Origin of the sequence: uncultured Microbulbifer sp., assembly GCF_947504145.1 — a bacterium.
Classification (GTDB): Bacteria; Pseudomonadota; Gammaproteobacteria; order Pseudomonadales; family Cellvibrionaceae; genus Microbulbifer.
In genome coordinates this window covers 151,473-166,998 of the sequence record NZ_CANNGQ010000002.1, presented here as the reverse complement: position 1 = coordinate 166,998, position 15,526 = coordinate 151,473, and the positions used below count along the sequence as shown (strand labels likewise).

Annotated in this window: 8 protein-coding genes and 1 tRNA gene; 3 read left to right on the top strand and 6 right to left on the bottom strand. The window is 54.4% G+C overall.

Annotation, left to right across the window (positions count from 1 at the left end; all coding sequences use genetic code 11):
- Positions 1–33 precede the first annotated feature (33 nt).
- Together Q1A74_RS07260 and Q1A74_RS07255 are read right to left on the bottom strand one after the other, a co-directional pair.
- The gene (locus tag Q1A74_RS07260) at positions 34–933 is read right to left on the bottom strand and encodes a glycosyltransferase family A protein (protein WP_299594183.1); all 900 of its coding nucleotides are present in this window, start codon (positions 931–933) and stop codon (positions 34–36) included.
- 5 nt (positions 934–938) lie between these two features.
- Complete coding sequence (locus Q1A74_RS07255; protein ID WP_299594181.1) at positions 939–2,618, bottom strand: alkaline phosphatase family protein; 1,680 nt, start codon at positions 2,616–2,618, stop codon at positions 939–941.
- A gap of 835 nt (positions 2,619–3,453) precedes the next feature.
- Here Q1A74_RS07255 and Q1A74_RS07250 point away from each other — a divergent pair.
- Both Q1A74_RS07250 and Q1A74_RS07245 read left to right on the top strand, forming a co-directional pair.
- Positions 3,454–4,800 (top strand): oligosaccharide flippase family protein, encoded by a 1,347-nt coding sequence (locus tag Q1A74_RS07250; protein ID WP_299594179.1) that lies wholly within the window; start codon positions 3,454–3,456, stop codon positions 4,798–4,800.
- A gap of 84 nt (positions 4,801–4,884) precedes the next feature.
- The gene (locus tag Q1A74_RS07245) at positions 4,885–6,780 is read left to right on the top strand and encodes an acyltransferase family protein (RefSeq protein ID WP_299594177.1); all 1,896 of its coding nucleotides are present in this window, start codon (positions 4,885–4,887) and stop codon (positions 6,778–6,780) included.
- Positions 6,781–6,852: 72 nt separating this feature from the next.
- On the opposite strand, the gene ppc is transcribed toward Q1A74_RS07245, so the two are convergent.
- Positions 6,853–9,510, bottom strand: a complete 2,658-nt coding sequence (gene ppc / locus Q1A74_RS07240) for a phosphoenolpyruvate carboxylase (protein ID WP_299594175.1) — start codon at positions 9,508–9,510, stop codon at positions 6,853–6,855.
- Positions 9,511–9,736: 226 nt separating this feature from the next.
- Between ppc and Q1A74_RS07235 the strand changes: the two genes are divergently transcribed.
- A tRNA-Leu gene (locus Q1A74_RS07235) sits at positions 9,737–9,823 on the top strand.
- Positions 9,824–9,979: 156 nt separating this feature from the next.
- Here the strand turns inward: Q1A74_RS07235 and Q1A74_RS07230 are convergent.
- From Q1A74_RS07230 to Q1A74_RS07220, 3 genes are read right to left on the bottom strand one after another with little or no spacing between them, the layout of a single operon-like run.
- On the bottom strand, positions 9,980–10,525 hold the full coding sequence (locus Q1A74_RS07230) for a hypothetical protein (protein ID WP_299594173.1): 546 nt from the start codon (positions 10,523–10,525) through the stop codon (positions 9,980–9,982).
- Positions 10,518–12,590, bottom strand: a complete 2,073-nt coding sequence (locus Q1A74_RS07225) for a S9 family peptidase (protein ID WP_299594171.1) — start codon at positions 12,588–12,590, stop codon at positions 10,518–10,520. Before Q1A74_RS07225 ends, Q1A74_RS07230 begins: the two co-directional genes overlap by 8 nt.
- A gap of 55 nt (positions 12,591–12,645) precedes the next feature.
- Positions 12,646–15,465, bottom strand: coding sequence for a TonB-dependent receptor (locus tag Q1A74_RS07220; protein WP_299594169.1), 2,820 nt, complete (start codon positions 15,463–15,465; stop codon positions 12,646–12,648).
- Positions 15,466–15,526 lie beyond the last annotated feature (61 nt).

Here is a 15,526-nt window from a genome sequence, read left to right as displayed (position 1 = left end):
AAAAACCCAAGAGGTACAATCAAGCGGCGAAGCTCAATACCCCCTGATCACGCATATAAAAAGCTTCCAACTATCAAAAGAGCATACGTTTTTCGCCAGCGCTTTAAGGGCATAGTGTCTGGCAGTAGATCGATATCCGGAGGAAAGGGCCCACCAGGCCCATTTGAGGAATACCACCCGCTTGGTAATAGGGTGGGCATCTTCGGGGTTGTAATCAACGGTGCGGCGTATATTTCTCCGCATATATGCATGTTGAAGTGCCTTATACGTAGAATTTCGCTGTAAGACCCTGTGCGCATAACCAACACTATTGAAGTGCTGCCTGTACTGAAGCAATGTCAATGGCAAATTGGCAAGCCGCCCTTGCTCTGCGAGGCGAAGAAACAGATCGAGGTCCTCCGCATGCATGTAGTCCTCGCAGTATCCGCCAATAGCGGTGAAAACACTTGTGCGTATTATACTTGCCGGGTGAATGATAGCGCCGCCAGCACCAGCTAGATGCGCCGCATCGATATTGTCGTGGGTTTGAAGGCTCCCCATTTTCCGGATAGGCCGCCCGAAAGGGTCAATCAACAACACCTCACTCCCACAGGCCACACAGTCGGGATTGGCCTCCATAAAGCGCACCAACTCTTCACACCTGCGGGTTTCACAAATATCATCAGCGTCCATCCTGATGAGATATTCAGAAGCTGTCATCGCGGCTAGTTCGTTAAGGGTACTAACCAGCCCTCTATTTTCACGGGATCGAAATAAAATTCTCGAGTCCTGCGCCGCATAATCCAGGACTATTTTACGACTACTGTCGGTGGAACCATCGTCGATAATACACAGTGTAAAATCGCTATAGCTTTGACCGAGAATACTCTGTAGAGCAATATCGAGGTATCGCTCCGCATTGTAAACAGGAAGAAGTACGGCAACGCTAGCCATTGACGTTACTCCGAAAATTCGACTTCGCGCGTGAATGAAACCAGAGAACTCCCCTCTGTATCCCCACTTGGAATACCATTGACCAGGGTTATAAAAGTTTCTCCTAGATCAATGGCGTGGCCTTTTTCACACACCCCAACCTTGTCGACTCCCTCCCCATAGACAACGGCAAAGCCATTCGCTCGGTGGCTGCCAGTTCGCCAAAAAGGAACTGGGCCAATATCCCCCGTCGTGCGAGTCGTCACATGATTCGAGACGACCTCTTCATTCCAGATAACCACTAAATCGGCATCCGGCAAATTCGGGTCGGTATCATTTGGGCCAGAACGGGTTTTAATGACTCTATCAACGATCTTTTTCTTGCTGACAGCATCTTGCATCCCGCATAGCTCTTGAATCAGCTCGTCGCATACACTTTCATATTGCTCGGGCGGCACCGTGCCATTGGCATCCCGGCCATGAAGGTTGATGCGAATATAGCCTTCGGAAAAGCTGGGCAGCGAGAATGCCTTCATCTCTGGCCAGAGGTTTTCATACCAATTAGGGCACTGAAACGGCTCGTCGCGCGCGTTTTGCTTCAGCACTATCGGATCCACAATAGCGTCTGACATCGAGTTCAATTGCACAAAGGGCGCTATAGCCTTCTGAACCCTTCTGTAATTTCGAGGATTTGTTACTCGCTTCAACAGGTTATTGATAGCGCTGCGCTCTCTGGTTATTGACCAGAGCGAAGCGGCCATACCAAACCGCTGCTGAAACTCTTTACTGGTTGTCCGCTTATTCAGGGCAGTAGAAATGCCGGAGACTCCACGTTTGCCAGGAAAATTCCAGCGATATAAAAACTCCGGTAAAAATACAATGCTGGGGAGGTCCATTGTGTTCGGCCCCATTCCGTGCGCCGAAAACACAATCAGCCTGGCTTCCTCGGGTATGACCTCCAGGATTCGACCCACTGCCTTATCGACCTCCTGATAGGCTTCCAGCAGCAGATCTCTGCACTCTTCCTTTCCTAGAACCTGATTAATGGGATGCTCGTTTCCCAGATGCCAGAAGTAATGACCAGCAACATGACACTCACCAAAAATGGTCAAGAAAAAGTCCCACTGACCATCCTTTATAAGATCCACACATATATCTGCTCGGCGCTGGATTCCCAGTTTCATCCGCTCAAACAAACTGAGCAGGCGCTCATAGCTGTAACAGTTTGCGCCATCATTATTTAATAATGGATGCGGACCGTACTTCTCGACAAGATTCCCCCACAGTTCGGGTGGCTCGGAAATACTTTCGGTCTGGCCAGAATGGGTCCCCCAGGCCAGTACTTGTATGCCATCAACAGATTCGTCTATCGCTGTCTGCGGCATATCAAATATGGCAATCCTTTTACCTTTCATTCGAGAATAAAATGGCGGGTATTTTTTAAAATCAAAGCTGTGTATTAGCTTGGTTCTATACTGACTACCATCAAATTTTATTGGTGACCAATAGCCTGTACTCGACGGTGATACCCCCGTCAGAAAGGTCGTCCAGGGCGTCTCTGCCCGGTACCAGTCATAATTCTTTAATGCGCAAACGCTTCCACCGTTGTAGACCTTTGCGATATTCGGAAGCTTTCCACTCTCGACCCAGGCTTTAATTGATTCTGAATCGGCGGAATCCAACCCCAAAGCGATAACAGGACGCATCCTATACTCTCCATGTATTTATAGAATTAGATATTTTTAAGGCATATATTTTTGTACGGCGTAAGGTGTAGAGCCGCAGGCCTCTTGAATTTCCCAGCAGAACATCCACTATCGCCTAAACGTCCATGAGCCAGCAAAAGCGTGGAAATTCAATAAGTTGAGCGCCTTCGACTGGCGCTCAAATCACGTCTTGGCAGAATTTTTCCCCCAATGTTACTGTTATGCTTGTTGAATATGAAGCAGAAATGTGACGTAATTCAACTTATTGTCGGCCAAAATACTGCGTCACCCGCTGCAGGGGAATATGTAGGTATCAATATTGCTTCCACTTGCCGTGATTGATGTGCGTTGTAGCCACCATCGCTTTTGGCGCACAATTTATCTTTCCGCGTTTCTTACCCAGTGATTGCCACACGGTGCAATACATGCGCAACACAGGTGCAATGGATCTGCTCGAAAGTAGAAAGCACACTAGGTGTACAGTCGGCCCCCACCCCGCTGGCGTCTGGTCTAGACCAAATCAATTGTAAGGACATGGAGTGTCACAATATTCAAAATCAATGCCTGACTAGTTGCAGCACCTTCTTCGGGGCGCAACTCTAACCGGCAAACTTCCTCACTTGGCAACTCTAGGGTTCCACCGCGCCCGCTCTGACTGGGCTATTGCGTGCACTCGTTTGTACTAAGAGTTATGCAAAGTGAAGTAGCGCCGGGATGCAGCTGTGTGTGCCACTACTGTTCCAGTGCGGCGTATCAGGCCTTATATATAAATTAGATTTATCGCTGGCGCCCTGCAACTAAAGGGCAACGGATTAAGATTCTCAAGGATAGTTAAATGTTATTAGCCAGCCGTGGCACTATGTTTCTCCAGCGCATTAAGCATAGTGATTCGATGAAGTTTCGAGGTATTCGAAGCGCGGGGTGGACGGTAGTAGGATACGGGTCAAGCCAGCTGATACGGTTAGCATCCAACCTTATTCTGACAAGATTACTCGCGCCGGAAATGTTCGGGCTGATGGCGTTGGCCCAAGTTTTCATCACCGGCACGATGATGTTTAGTGACATCGGGATCAAGACATCCATAATCCGGCACAAATCAACAGCCGATAGCGACTTCCTCAATACCGCGTGGACCATACAGATTATTCGAGGAGTGTTGATTTTTCTAATCTGCCTACTCCTCGCATACCCCATTTCACTTGCCTACAATGAACCCGACATCTTCCCGGTGCTTGCGACACTTGGCCTTAGTGCACTTATTCAAGGTTTCCAAACAACGGCATACGCAACAGCCGAGAAAAACCTTACTATCGGCAAACAGACTATCATTCAGATCTCCACGCAGATTTTTGCTGTTTCAATAATGATTTGCTGGAGCTATTACCATCCAAGTATATGGGCCCTGGTATTCGGTAGCGTGCTGGCGACACTTGTCAATGTCACGCTCAATCATATCTTTTTGAAAAGCGCGCATACACATGCGATTCGCATTGAAACAACGCACCTGAAAGAAATTATCCGATTTGGGAAGTGGATTTTCGTCTCTTCATTAATTGGATTCTTCGCCAACCAGATGGACAAACTGTTCCTTGGTAAAGTGTTAACAATGAGCGAACTTGGGGTATATGTTATTGCATTTACCCTGGCTCAGCTTTCCGAAAGTATCTCATCCAACATCAGCAACAAAGTGATGATGCCAATTTATTCGAAAGTTCAGGATGAGAGCATTGAAAAAGTTCGTTCACATACATTCAAGATGCGATTGATTTTGGGAAGCAGTTGCCTCCCGATTACGCTAATTTTCGTTGTGTTTGGCAAGGAAATAATCAACTTCCTATATGATGAACGCTATATAAATGCAGGGTGGATGCTGGAAGCACTGGCACTCGGGGTGGCTATCCGGGTAGCCACGAAAGTCGGCCCGTTTCTTCTCAGCCGCGGCGATTCAAGAACATTTACAACGCTGGTTGCTTTAAAAACGGTCATTGTATTTTCCTGCATGCTTGGGGGGTGGCACCTTTTCGGGGTACCCGGGGTCATTTATGGAACCGTGGTAGCGGGCATCGTCAACTATTTCTTTGAAGTTGCCGTCTACCGTCGCCACAATCTCTGGCTTTGGAAGCTGGATCTTTCATTTTTTACGGTCATAGCCTTAGTCTTCGGCTTATCCAGAATGATATAGATTTTTCATCAAGCATGAGTGACAGCTTAAACGTGCTATTTTCAAGAGTTAATCACGGCATAAAATTGGTCTGAGGTTGCTATTTTGGCTAAAAGGGATTTTCGAGTAGACATCAATGGACTGCGCGGTTGGGCCGTCATCTCTGTTGTGCTATTCCATTTTTTGCCGCACACGGTTCCGGGTGGCTTTGCAGGTGTCGACGTTTTCTTTGTGATATCCGGGTTCCTGATGACCGGAATCATCCTCTCCGGCATGGAGAACAAGAACTTCAGCTTGCTGAGGTTTTACATGAGCCGCGCCAACCGGATCATTCCGGCGCTATCCGTGCTGTGCCTATTCATGCTTGCATTCGGCTACCTCTATCTATATGGGCCAGAGTTCAAGCTTCTGGGCAAACATATCGTGGGAAGTGCCGGCTTCTTCTCCAATATCCTGTTCTGGAAAGAGTCGGGATATTTCGATACATCTTCCCATGACAAATGGCTGCTTCACACATGGTCGCTATCGGTAGAGTGGCAGTTCTATCTCTTGTATCCGTTGATGCTATTAGCCCTGAGCCGACTGCTTTTTCTACAACGAATCAAAGCGATACTTGTAGCCGGCACCCTCGTTGGCTTTCTGTTTAGCTGTTTTGCGGCGAACAACTGGCCCGAAGCCTCCTATTATTTACTACCGACCAGAGCCTGGGAAATGCTCCTGGGCGGCGTAGCGTACGCGTATCCGCTAAGGGCGTCTAATGTTACGCGTACGGTACTCGAATCGGTCGGGCTGACACTTATCGCAATGTCATACTTTCTTATAAACAGCACTGTGCCCTGGCCAGGTTATCATGCCGTGGTGCCAACGCTTGGCGCGTACCTGGTAATTCTTGCGAACCGCCAGGATAGTCGAATCACCAATAACCGGTTTCTTCAGTTTGTCGGAAAAAGGTCCTATTCCATTTATCTCTGGCACTGGCCAATCGTCGTTTTTGGATTTCACTTTGGCTATGACAACTGGTGGCTACCAGGGATCCCGCTGTCGTTACTACTCGGCTGGCTGAGCTACAAATACGTTGAGTCGATAAATTTTAGAAACTACGAGACGTTCCACAGAGCATTTCTATCCAAGCCTGTGTTTCTGGCGGTTATTCCTGGCTGCCTGGCGTTCGCAATATATATTTCCAACGGGCTGGAAGCGAGATTCCCAAAGCTATTCAACGATTTGCACCACATGGCGAGCTTGACCAGCCCTTATCGATCTGACTGCCACATTTCAAGCTATCGTGCGCCAGAGGAATCCTGCGAGTATTTTTCAGACAATGTGACCTGGGCGACACTCGGAGACAGCCACACGATTGAGCTCGCTTACGAACTGGCAATACAGTTGAGAGAAAAAGGACAGGGCCTCAAGCATTTTAGCTTTTCCGGTTGCCCGCCTTCCTTTGAGCTTGAAAGCGATTCCAGTGAATGTGCAGCATGGTACGACGATTCGTTTCAATATATTGCGAATGATCCGGATATCAGGAACGTAGTGGTCGGTCATCGTTGGTCTTTTGCTTTTTGGGGCGACAATATTGAGACCTATCCCGAATTACCCTCTCAAGATGTCTCTGCTTCGGTAACTGTCATGGTTCAATCCATGGATAAACTTATCTTTGCACTGGCGGAGAAAAAAGAGCGTGTTTTTGTATTGCTGCCGATGCCGGAACTCGGAGTCAGTGTGCAAAACCTGATAAATGATGCACTCGACACCGACTTGCCGCTGGAGTTAATTCGAGGGACGTCCTTGGATTATTATCGAAAGCGAAACAGCCTGATATTGAATCATTTTGACGCAGTAAACTATCCGGAGAATGTTTACCTGATTGAACCGGAAAAATTATTTTGCGACAGTGAATACTGCTATGCGGTGCAGGAATCCAAGCCTCTGTATTACGATGATGACCACCCATCACTCGCGGCAGCGGAGATTCTATCCAGAGAGATCCTGAAGCATTAACCAAGCGCTGGAGCACTTAATCAACGAAGAGACACGGCGGCCGTTCATGGCCGCCGAAATAACACCGGAAGATTAGCCGGTGTTACGCATCCCCGCGGCAATACCAGCGATAGTTACCATCAAGGCACTTTCCAGCACAGGATCTTCCTCGCGAGTGCGCAGGCGCGCCATCAGCTCTGCCTGCAGCAGATGCAGGGGATCGGTGTAAGGATCGCGCACGCGGATGGACCAGCGCATGACCGGGTTGTTATCCAGCAGGCTTTCACGGCCGGTGAGCTCGCTCAGGGCGGCGACGGTGCGCGCCAGTCGGCTGCGCAGCTCAACGCCGAGGCGCCGCTGTTCAGCATCGTCACTCAACCGCTCTTCATACCACAGCGCGACGCGGGTATCCGATTTGGCCAGTACCATCTCCAGCATATCCACCACGGTCTGGAAGAAGGGCCACTGGTCGCTCATTTCGCGCAGAGTGTCCGGGGCATTTTCCAGGCCGGTTTCCAGCGCGGCGCCGGTGCCCAGCCATGCGGGCAACATCAGGCGCATCTGGGTCCAGGCGAATACCCAGGGAATTGCACGCAGGGTTTCCACGCCGCCACCGGGCTTGCGTCGCGCCGGACGGCTGCCGAGGGCAAGACGGCTGAGCTCGGTTTCCGGAGTGACGGTGCGCAGGTAGGAAACCAGCGCCGGGTCATCCTGTACCACTTCGCGATAGGCGCCAACGGAGGCCTGGGTCAGACGATCCATTTCCGCGCGCCATTCCGGGCGCGGCTCCGCAGGCGGCAGCAGGGTCGCCTCCAGCGTCGCGGCCACATACTGCTCCAGGTTATACGCAGCCACCGATGGGCGACCGTATTTCACCCGGATCATTTCGCCCTGCTCGGTTACACGGATGCGGCCAGCCACGGACCCGGGAGGCTGAGACAGCAGCGCCATACGGGTGGGAGAACCACCACGGGAGATAGAGCCACCGCGGCCGTGGAACAGGGTCAGCGGTATACCGTGTTCTTTAAAGGTGCCGGTCAAGGCCTCCTGGGCGCGGAACTGGGCCCAGGCGGCTCCAAGAAAACCGGCGTCCTTGGCAGAGTCGGAGTACCCGATCATCACTTCCTGGCCGGACTTGACCCGCTCGCGATAGAACGGAATATCCAGCAGCGCGCTCATGGTGCCAAAGGCATTGTTGAGGTCATCGAGGGTTTCGAACAGCGGCACTACCCGCATCGGCTCTTTAACCCCGGCAATTTTCTGCAGCAGCATCACCGCGAGTACGTCGGAGGAAGTTCTTGCCATGGAGATGACGTAGGCACCCAGGCCTTCCGGCCCCTGCTCGGCAATTACCTTGCAGGTGTCGAGCACCTCGCGCACTTCGTCGGTACAGAACTCGCTGTCAAAAAAGGCACCATTGATCAGTGGCCGGCGGCTTTCCAGTTCGCTGATCAGGAATTTCTGCTTTACCTTCTCGCCCCAGCTGGCATAGCTGCCCAGATCGAGGAAGCGGGTGATGGCATCGATCACATTGGCGTGACGGGTGGACTCCTGACGGATATCCAAGCGCAACAGGGTAATGCCGAAACAGTTCAGGCGGCGCAGGGTGTCTTTCAGCTGACCATCGGCAATCGCGCCCAGACCCACCGCACGCAGGGAGCGGTCGATCAGGGTCAGCTCTTCATACAGCTCACTGCCGCTGCGGTAGATTTCGCCTTCCGGTTCCGCACTGCCGTTCACGCGGGCTTCCATCAGCGCACGGGTGTTGCGCAGGCGGTCACGCACTGCACGCAGCAGTACCCGGTAGGGTTCGGGGCTTTCTCCGGTGCGGGCCAGCAGTTCGTCACTGGCGCGGTGCATGGAGAGATCGGCGAGCAGGTTTTCCACATCCCGCAGATACAGGTCGGCGGCCATCCAGCGCGCCAGGTTCAGTACCTGCCGCGTCACCTTGGCGGTGACATTGGGGTTGCCGTCGCGGTCGCCGCCCATCCAGGAAGCGAAGCGGATCGGCACCCAGTCGGACGGCAACGGGTCGAGACCGGCGAGCGCCAGCTCTTCTTCAATATTTCGCATCCCCTGAGGCACCGCCTGCCACAGGGACTGCTCGATGGTAGCAAAGCCCCATTTGGCTTCGTCTACCGGCGTGGGGCGCTCGCGACGAATCTCGTCGGTGCTCCAGGCGGAGAGAATCTGCTCGCGCAGCAGGCGGCGCAGGTGATCAGTCTCTTCCCGGGTACAGTCCGGGCGATCCAGGCCCGCCAACAGGTCGGCGATCTGATCGTACTTGCGGATCAGGGTGCGGCGGGTCACCTCGGTGGGGTGCGCGGTCAGCACCAGTTCTACCGACAGTTCCGACAGCGCGTCCAGAATCTGCTTCTGGTCCACGTCCGCTTTTTTCAATTCGGTCAGCACCTGACGCAGGCCGCGGTCGGTGTCGGGATCCCCGGGGAAGCGCTCGTGCTGCCGGCGCAGGCGCTCGCGGTGGCGCTGTTCCGCCAGATTGGCCAGATTCAGGAACTGGCTGAATGCCCGGGCCACTTCCAGCAGCGTCGCGTCGTCGAGGGGATCCAGCAGCTCTCGTAGTTTTCCTACAGGCATTTCCCCGTGGCTGCGGCTCTCGACCGCCACCTGGCGAATGGTCTCCACAGTGTCGTACAGGGCATCGCCAGCCTGGGTGCGCAACACAGTACCCAGTTCCTCGCCCAGCAGGCGAACATCTTCCCTTAACGGTGCATTCTGATCTTGATCCACGGAATTTCCCCCCTCATCGGAACAAACATGGGGCGGTATTTTTACATATTTCGACGTCTATTGAGATGGCTCGGCGCCCATTTTTGTAATTTAACTACAAATTTTGAGTGGAAAACGGACACCTCTGAGAGCAGAGATCTCAAACGCACTCACCAGTCACAATTGGTAATTGACTGGCGAAACAAAACCGCCATAATGCGCAGCCTCAGCGGCAAGCCCGCTGTTTGCCCAGGTGGCGGAATTGGTAGACGCGCTAGCTTCAGGTGCTAGTGGCCTTACGGTCGTGGAAGTTCAAGTCTTCTCCTGGGCACCACCTCTCTTCTTTCCTATATTTCTATTCCCTGTTTCCCCGGTCGTATCGGCGTAAGAGCACAACTGTGTCCAGCATTCGCCACCGGTTTGTGCGCGCACAAAAAAAGCCCGAGCAATTGCCCGGGCTAAACTGGGGGTCCGGCAGCCGCGGCTGCCGTTATTTCTCGACCAAGAGAGATTTTTGTTTTCCGTGCCCGGAGTCAGAACCTGATTCGCAACTTTCTTCCTGCGTATCTTCATTGCACTGTTCCGGCTCGAAGAAAAACTGATAGCGCCACTCCTGGTTCGCCCAGGATTTTTCCGATGGCACAAACTGCCAGTTTTTCATCGCGGCGAGGATAGGCCCGGCGTAGACCGCTACCTCCTCGCTGCTTTTCTTGCTGAGCTCGACCGCGGAAACGCTGCCATCACGCTCCACGCTGAATGAGAAAAACAGCGCGCCCTCGACTTTATCCTTCAGTGCCTTTTCGACCACTTTGTTTTCGGAAAAATCCGGACGTTCGTAGTACCAGAATGACAACCCATTTGCGCGAAACTCCTGCTGCTTTTGCCGACGGTAGTCATTGCGCTCCGCATTGCGACACGCACTGAATTCCTCGAACGTCGAGCAGTCGGGGCGCTGCCAGTCCTCGGCAAGCGCATTACTGGCAAGCAACAGAGTGGCCAGCAAAAGAGTGGCGACACCGGCGAGCAACTTAACCACGTTTCACTCCCTCGTAGTATTTGTACTCAAGTCCGAGCGCACCTGCGGGGACACAGTCATCGGCAGGCGCGTCTGTTGGCTTACCGTCGCCAATATGGCGATCGAAGAAATCGATCATACGGCAGTAAATTTCCAGCTGACTGTCTTCCTCACGGGCGCCGTGAGCTGCGCGCGGTGCCACCAGAGTCTCCAGCGCATGATCCTGCGCGACCAGTGCATCGCGCATGGCTTCATAATGCGCCCAGTGAACGCGCACGTCCCGCTTGCCCTGAATCAGGAAGACCGGCGCCTGGATACGATCGGTGTTGGCCGCCGGGGAACGACGCGCGCGCTCCTTCGGATCGGTGCCGACGGCTGCCTTCAGATAGGTGCGACCGGCTTCACGCAGGGGGATATCGCCCTCGGTCATAAAGATGTTCAGGTCGTACACCCCCACATAGCCAATACCGCACTTGTACAGGTCTGACTCCTTGGTGATACCCATCATGGCCGCATAGCCGCCGTAAGATGCACCGTAGATACAGATGCGCTCGCGATCCGCGATACCGGACTGGATGGCCCAGTAGGTGGCATCGGTCAGGTCGTCCTGCATCTCCCGGCCCCACTTGCCATAGCCGCCGAACAGAAACTCGCGGCCATAGCCGCCGGAACCGCGGTAGTTCACATGCATTACCGCATAGCCGGCGTTGGCGAAGCGGATGCTCTCGCGATCATACGTCCAGTAGTCGCGCGGCCCATGAGGCCCACCGTGCGGCAAGACGATCAGCGGCAGGTCTTTGGCTTCTTTGCTCACTGGCAAAGTGATATAGCCATTAATCTCCAGCCCATCGCGCGCATTGAAGCGGATCGGGTGCGTCGCCGGCATTTTCGCCGGGTCGATCCACTGCGCGCGATTGGCCAGCTCCTTCATGGCGCCGTCGAACTGGTTATACAGGTAGTAGGTGCCCGGGTGACGATCGCTGGCAACGTGCACAACCCATTCGTTGCCATCGGCCGTGCGGTTTACAATCTGGATTGCACTGTTGGGGAAAGTACCCTGCAGCTGTTTGTGGGTCTTGGCGTAGTGGTTGTCCTCATCGAGGTATACGACTTCGGGATAGTCGTAGTTAACCAGAGCGCCCCAAGGATTGCCGTCGTCATCACTGTAAGTCTGCGAGTAGTCGACTTTAGGATGGCGGTACACCAGTTTTTTCTCACCGGTTTTCACATTGACCTTGTACAGACCTTTGGTCGGCGCCTCGATGGTATCGGAATACCACATCCAGTCGTCTTCATTGGTCCAGGCCACCGGCGCGAATACGCCCTTGGAGTTGTCGTACACGGTTTCTTCCCAGCCACCGTCGTCCTCGCGGGTGGCAACCACCGTGTGGTCGAAGCTGTTGGCCAGGCGGCCCACCCAGTGGGTGATCTCACCCTTCTTGAAAATGGGCTGGGACAAGCGGATCGGCGAGCGGGCAATGCGCGTCGACTTGCCGGTGTAGATATTCAGCTTGTAGATATAGTTCAGCGGGAAATTGGTACTGCTGCCGGAGGGGTAGACGACCACACGGAAGTGTTCGTCGTCGATCTTACCGGACAGCATCGCACTTTCATTGCCACCATAGTCATTGGAACCGCGCCAGATCACATCCTTGCGGCTACCATCGACATTCATGCCGGCGATGGAAAAGTTGCCCGCACCCTCGGCCAAGGCAGACTTGCGGCTGAAACTGAACAGCACACGCTCGTTGTTGGCCCAGCGAATATCCGCCACGCCCATATTGCCGGCCATTTCCAGGCTAGACGTAATCTCCATGGTACGCCGGTCGATAATCACGGCATCCATCAGTCCATTATCGCGGACCTTGCCCGCGGCCAGGTGACGGCCGTCCGGAGAGATACGAATATTGCTGTAGGCCAGCGGGCGGAACAGGTCCTCAAAGGGGACCGGCATCTCGCCCAGGCTGGCGAAGGGCTTGGCCTGTTCATCGCTGACTTGCGGTTGAGCGGTTGGGCCGGAGCAGGCCGTCGCGCCCGCGAGGCCTGCCGCCAGCACGGCAAAGCCAAGCAAAGATTTGATTTTCATAATTATTCTCCTGTGGCCGGCCCATTTGCGGGGCCGACCGACACATCTACAGGATTTAGTCACTGAGGAAGTAGTTGACGGACAGGGTATAGCTGCGGCCCAAGGGGGTCTGCAGGTGCTGCCAGTAATTGGGCCAGGAATAGGTCTCATCCTCGACTGGCATGGCGTTGGTGAGATTCTTCACCGTCAAGCCAATGTTGAGGCGTGCATCGACCTGGTAGCGGGCAATCAAGTCCGCCGTGTAATAGGGCTCCAACTCCTTGGTATGCGCATAGTTATCCACACTCCCCTGACGCCGAATAAACAGCGCACCTCCGACGGACTGGAAGGCACTCAGCGGGTTGGCCCAGCTCAACACCAGGTTGGTGCTGGTCGCGGGCGTGGACCTACCGATCTCACCCTTGCGCACGTCCAGCGCCTCATCACCGGCGAATTTCTGCCAGTCATGGGCCAGGGTGTTGGTGTAGTTCAAGGTTACACCAAAGTTACCGTACTGCTGGGATTCAAAGGTCGCACGCACTTCGGCGTCGATACCTTCAACCTCACGATAGGCCTCGTTTGCCGGCGAGGTAATTACCGTTTCCAATTGGCCGAATTCGTCGCGCACTACCCGGTTGAACACATCCTGGCAGAAGCGACTGCCGATGGAGTACTCACCGTTGTTACAGCCGTACTCGTACTCCATCAGGTATTGCGGCAGCTGCAGTGCCACCAGGTTTTCCATCTTGACCCGGTACCAGTCCAGCGAGGCGCTGACATTGTTGGTGGGAGTCAGCACAATGCCAAAGCCCACGTCATCGCCCTTTTCCTCATCCAGGTCGGTTCGGCCCTGGCGAATAAAGTTGACGCTAGTGAGCGGACAGCCGGAGATGTTGCCATCGTCGTAACAGCCAGCCGCGGACAGGTCCACTACATCAGTATTGCCCCCGGACTCGCCATAGATCGCGAACATGTCCGGCGCGCGGAAGCTCTGGGCAAAATGGCCGCGAAACATCATTGTATCGATCGGGCGATAGGCAAACTTGGCCGTGCTTGTGTTGCGCCCGCCAATCGCGGTGCTGTCATCGTAGCGGTCGAAACGGGTTGCCAGCGTAACCTCTAGGTCCTCAACCACCGGCACCAGGAATTCCGCGGCAATGGCCTTGCGGGAGCGGTCGCCGGCAGAGACCACCGAAGACTGCCTGAACCAGCTCAGCCCGGAGTCGTTCAGGTAGCGCTCATCAGGGCTGATACCGGTGTCCTGGTGTGACCATTCGGCCAGTACCGCCATGGTCACCGGGTTATACAGCCAGCCGCCGAGGTCACCCAGCTCACCCACCACCTTGGCATTCAGGGTTTGCGCACCGGATGCCGCATCGATGGTGGCAGTACCTACCAGCGCATCCCGCTCCAGGGACATATCGCGGAAGATATTGTCCACCAGGCCGTTCTCGAAGAAGTTGTTGTCGACCCGATATTGCCCTATGCCATATTTGGTATAACTGCTGGCACCCTCCAGCAACAGCTCTTCGAGTACTTCCTCGCGCAGCTGCGGCGAGGATTGCTGCACCTTGAAGCGGGCCTTGGAATAACCCAGGTCCCAGTTCCAGGCGTTGTCGCCCAGCGCAAATTCGCCTTGCAGGCCCGCCATCAGGGTCCACATTTCCTGGTCGTAATTGGTGGTGACAAAGCCCAGGTCCGGCACGAAGCTGCGATCGACCCGGATGATTTTATCGAGGTCATCATTGGTGATCTGGAAATTGCTCCAACCCGTGGCATTGCGCTTGGTGCTGACCGCCTGCTTCGAGGCCAGTACCGTGGCAAAGCCAGTGATGGTGTCGGTCAGTTGGTAACGGCCATCCAGAAACAGTGACGAGCGATCCAGCTCGTTCTGCAGGGCGATGCCCTCGCGCAGGTCGTAATTACAAACCGTAGCGCCATCGGCGTTGGCACTTTCCGACGCAGACATACCCCGGTCGTCGCAACTGAACCCCATCGGGGACACGAAACCATTGCCCGCGGCATTGCCCAGATCACGCTGCTGGGCACGGATGCCGGTGTAGGGCAGTTCGTTGCTGTCCAGGAAACTCACTTGATCTGCCGCCACCGGCTCGGAGCGCACATTTTCCAAACTGAGGGTCACGGAACCGCGGTCAAATACGGCACCGGTGGTAAAGGACATCTGGTTGAAGAAGCCGTAGCCTTCCTCGTAGGCGCCGGTATTCACGGACAGCGAAGTGCGCTCCATATCCCGGTTGGTAATTAGGTTGATCACCCCGCCCACTGCATCAGAACCGTAGGTCGCGGAGGCGCTGCCGCTCAGCACTTCCACCCGCGACAGCGCGGAGAACGGGATCGTGCCCAGGTCGGCACCGTTCTGCTCACCGCCAAATGGCATCGGGTAATCGGCAATGCGGCGGCCGTTGATCAGCACCAGGGTGCGGCCAACGCCCAGGCCCCGCAGGTTGGCCTCGCTGGCACCGGTGGTAAAACCGGTGGTCAGGGCGCCCGACTTGCCTTCCGAGTAGCCGGAGTTCGCAGTCAGGGTATCAATGACATCAGAGACCGTATTGAGCCCCATCTTCTTCATGTCATCGGCATCGATAACCGTAATGGGATCCGGGCCATCAAAGCCGGTACGTGGAATCAGGGAGCCGGTGACCTCGATTGTTTCGATACCAGTCTCCGGTACGCTTACGATCAGTTCGTTCGGGTCTTCACCGGTGCGCTTAACTCTGGTTTCTTTAACGCCAGATGTGTCGTTACTTTGCGAGCGCTCTTCGGCGCTGGCTGGCTTTCGCTCTTCGCCAGACTCTTGCGCCGCAAGCGGCATGGCTGCTGCCAGGCCCCAAGCGATTGCCGCCACGCAAAATGAGAGCTTTTTCTTCTCAAACATATTCATTTCCCGGGGGTATCAACCCCAATGAAAATTCATGACCAACGGGGGCGCAGGGCGC

Excerpts from the sequence above, each read along its gene's own strand:
- Q1A74_RS07260 (WP_299594183.1), bottom strand. The coding sequence starts at position 933 with ATGGCTAGCGTTGCCGTACTTCTTCCTGTTTACAATGCGGAGCGATAC.
- Q1A74_RS07255 (WP_299594181.1), bottom strand. The coding sequence starts at position 2,618 with ATGCGTCCTGTTATCGCTTTGGGGTTGGATTCCGCCGATTCAGAATCA.
- Q1A74_RS07250 (WP_299594179.1), top strand. The coding sequence starts at position 3,454 with ATGTTATTAGCCAGCCGTGGCACTATGTTTCTCCAGCGCATTAAGCAT.
- Q1A74_RS07225 (WP_299594171.1), bottom strand. The coding sequence starts at position 12,590 with ATGAAAATCAAATCTTTGCTTGGCTTTGCCGTGCTGGCGGCAGGCCTC.
- Q1A74_RS07220 (WP_299594169.1), bottom strand. The coding sequence starts at position 15,465 with ATGTTTGAGAAGAAAAAGCTCTCATTTTGCGTGGCGGCAATCGCTTGG.